Annotated in this window: 3 protein-coding genes and 1 pseudogene; all 4 read left to right on the plus strand. The window is 63.5% G+C overall.

Translation table 11 applies throughout. The features are described from left to right. Positions 1 to 311, plus strand: a pseudogene (locus tag RTQ46_RS15805) (3D-(3,5/4)-trihydroxycyclohexane-1,2-dione acylhydrolase (decyclizing)); the annotation flags it as partial. Beyond that, positions 308 to 1225: a myo-inosose-2 dehydratase gene (iolE, locus tag RTQ46_RS15810; protein ID WP_312437987.1), complete on the plus strand. Its 918-nt coding sequence runs from the start codon at positions 308 to 310 to the stop codon at positions 1223 to 1225. The pseudogene RTQ46_RS15805 and the gene iolE, both read left to right, overlap by 4 nt. Beyond that, complete coding sequence (iolB, locus tag RTQ46_RS15815) at positions 1222 to 2019, plus strand: 5-deoxy-glucuronate isomerase (RefSeq protein WP_312437989.1); 798 nt, start codon at positions 1222 to 1224, stop codon at positions 2017 to 2019. Before iolE ends, iolB begins: the two co-directional genes overlap by 4 nt. Positions 2020 to 2033: 14 nt before the next feature. Further along, positions 2034 to 3371: CoA-acylating methylmalonate-semialdehyde dehydrogenase (locus RTQ46_RS15820; protein WP_312437990.1), on the plus strand; the 1338-nt coding region annotated here is incomplete at its 3' end.

A 3371-nucleotide genomic window follows, 5' to 3' on the forward strand; every position in this document is an offset into this window, starting at 1 on the left:
CGTTCAACAATATGCTGGCCGATTGCCTGCACGAAGGCGAGGGCGCGCCAGCCATCGACTTTGCGCTGCATGCACAGTCGCTGGGCGCGCTGTCGGAACATGTGGACGGCATTGCCGGCCTGGAAGCCGCACTGGTACGCGCCCGCGCCGCCAGCCGCACCTATCTGATCTGTATCGATACCGACGATACGCGCACTACCGAGGAGGGCGGCTGCTGGTGGGAAGTGGCCGTGCCCGAAGTGTCGACCCAGCCCGGCGTGCAGGCCGCGCGCGCCCGTTATGAACTTGACCGCCAAGGACAATTAAAATGAGTACAACATGGAACGTAAAGATCGGCATCAATCCGATTTCGTGGATGAACGACGACCTGCCGTCGCTCGGCGGCGAAACCCCCTTGGAAACCGCATTGAAGGAAGGCGCCGAGATCGGCTATGCCGGCTTTGAGCTGGGCAACAAGTTTCCCAAGGAATCGAGCGCCTTGCGCGCCGTGCTGGGCAAGTACGACCTGGCCTGCGTGTCGGGCTGGTATTCGGGCCGGCTGGCCAGCCGCTCGGCGCAAGAGGAGATCGCGGCGGTGCAATCGCATTTGACGCTGCTGGCCGAAAGCGGCGCCACCGTGATGGTCTACGGCGAAGTGGCCGACGCGATCCAGGGCGAAGCGCGCCCGCTGTACAAACGCCCGCGTTTCCAGACGCAGCAGCAGTGGCAGGACTATGCCGGCAAGCTGACCGTGTTTGCGAAGCATCTGCTCGATAACGGCGTGCGCCTGGCCTATCACCACCATATGGGCGCGTATGTGGAGTCGCCTGCCGATGTCGACCAGCTGATGGCGCTGACGGGGCCGGAAGTGGGCCTGCTGTTCGACACGGGCCATATCACGTTTGGCGGCGGCGACGCGCTGACGGTATTGAACAGGCACATCGATCGCATCTGCCATGTGCACTGCAAGGATGTGCGGCCGAACGTGATCCGCCTGGCCCGCAACGGCCACTGGAGTTTTTTGCAGGCCGTCATCAATGGCGCGTTCAGCGTGCCGGGCGACGGCAGCATCGATTTTCCGGGCATCCTGGCAGCCCTGTACCGCCACGGCTATCAGGGCTGGCTGGTGGTGGAAGCGGAGCAGGACCCGGCCGTGGCGCCCAGTTATCAGTATGCCAAAATGGGCCACGATTACCTTGCCAGGCTGGTCGATGAAATACCACGCCTTGGCAGGGAGGCCGCATGAACAGCCTGCTGGTCAAGGGCAGCCAGGTCGATGGAAAAATCGTCGAAGTGACGCCGCAATCGGCCGGCTGGACCCATGTCGGCTTTGCCGCGCACCGGCTGGCGGCGGGCGAGGGGATCAAGCTGGAAACCGACAGCCGCGAGCTGTGCATCGTGGTGCTGACCGGCACGGTGACGGTCAAGGCCGGCGAGCAGACCTGGGAAAATATCGGCAGCCGCCAGAGCGTGTTCGAGGACCGCCCGCCGGCGGCCGTGTATGTGCCGCGCCGCATGCAGGTCAGCATCACGGCCACCGGGAATGCCGAGGTTGGCCTGTGCAGCGCACCGGGCACCTCCGACCGCCCAGCCCGCCTGATTGATCCGCATACCATGACGCGCTCGGTGCGCGGCAAGGGCGCCAACACGCGCTATGTCTGCGACATTCTGCCGCAGACGGAAGAGGCCGATGGCCTGCTGGTGGTCGAGGTGGTGACGCCATCGGGCCACTCGTCGAGCTATCCGCCGCACAAGCACGACAGCCACAATATTCCGCTTGAAAGTTCGCTGGAAGAAACCTATTACCACCGCCTCCATCCCGAACAGGGCTTTGCGTTCCAGCGCGTCTACACGGATGACCGCAGCATCGACCAGGCGCTGGCAGTGGAAAACCACGATGTGGTGATGGTGCCGCGCGGCTACCACCCGGTCACCGTGCCGTATGGCTACGACGGCTACTACCTGAATGTGATGGCCGGCCCGAAACGGGTCTGGCATTTTAAAAACGATCCGGCCCATGAATGGCTGATGACGAAATAACCAAGGAAAAATAAATGAGTATCCCGACCATAGGCCACTTTATCGGTGGCAACCCGATGGCCTCGCGCTCCGAGCGCCTGTCCGATGTGTTCAATCCGGCCACCGGTGCGGTGAGCGCAAAGGTGGCCCTGGCAACTCCGGCCGAACTGAATGCGGCCGTGGCCGCCGCCCATGCGGCGTTCCCGGCCTGGTCGCAAACCTCGCCACTGCGCCGCGCGCGCGTCATGTTCAAGTTCAAGGAATTGCTGGAAGCCCATTCCGATGAGCTGGCTGCGCTGATCACATCCGAGCATGGCAAGGTATTTACCGACGCCAAAGGGGAAGTGACGCGCGGCATCGAGGTGGTGGAGTTCGCTTGCGGCATCCCGCAAATGATAAAGGGAGAGTATTCGGAGCAGGTCGCCGGCGGCATCGACGCCTGGTCGATCCGCCAGGCGCTGGGCGTATGCGTGGGCATTACGCCGTTCAACTTCCCGGTGATGGTGCCGATGTGGATGTTCCCGATGGCGATCGCCTGCGGCAATACGTTTGTCCTGAAGCCGTCCGAGCGCGATCCGTCAGCCAGCCTGTTGCTGGCCAGGCTGCTCACGGAAGCGGGCCTGCCCGAGGGCGTCTTCAATGTGGTGCAGGGCGACAAGGAAGCCGTCGACGGCCTGCTGCACCATCCGGACGTGCGCGCCGTCAGTTTTGTCGGTTCGACGCCGATTGCCGAATATATCTACGCCACCGGCTGTGCCCAGGGCAAGCGTGTGCAGGCCCTGGGCGGCGCCAAAAACCATATGGTGGTGATGCCGGACGCCGATATTCCACAGACGGTCGACGCGCTGATGGGCGCCGCCTTCGGTTCGGCCGGCGAGCGCTGCATGGCCATCTCGGTGGTGGTGGCGGTCGGCAATGTGGGCGATCAGCTGGTCGACGCGCTGGTGCCGCGCATTGCTGAACTGAAAATCACGCAGGGCATGGACCTGTCGGCCGAGATGGGGCCGGTGGTCACGCAAGTGCACAAGGATAAAATTGCCGGCTATATCGCCGCCGGCGTGAAGGAGGGGGCGACCCTGGTGGCCGACGGCCGCAATTTCGTATTGCCCGGCCATGAGCAGGGCTTCTTCCTCGGCGGCAGCCTGTTCGACCATGTGACGCCCGAGATGACGATCTACCAGGAAGAAATCTTCGGCCCGGTGCTGTGCATCGTGCGCGTGCCCGACTTTGCCACCGCGCTGGATCTGGTCAACGCGCATGAATATGGCAACGGCACGGCGATTTACACGCGCGACGGCAATACGGCGCGCGAATACACGCACCGGGTGCAGGTAGGGATGGTGGGCGTCAACGTGCCGATCCCCGTGCCGATG

The sequence above is a fragment of the Janthinobacterium sp. genome, from assembly GCF_031995485.1.
In the GTDB taxonomy this organism is placed as follows: Bacteria; Pseudomonadota; Gammaproteobacteria; order Burkholderiales; family Burkholderiaceae_D; genus Janthinobacterium.

Bases quoted from the DNA above. Each gene is read 5' to 3' on its own strand.
- iolE (WP_312437987.1), top strand. From the start codon at position 308: ATGAGTACAACATGGAACGTAAAGATCGGCATCAATCCGATTTCGTGG.
- iolB (WP_312437989.1), top strand. From the start codon at position 1,222: ATGAACAGCCTGCTGGTCAAGGGCAGCCAGGTCGATGGAAAAATCGTC.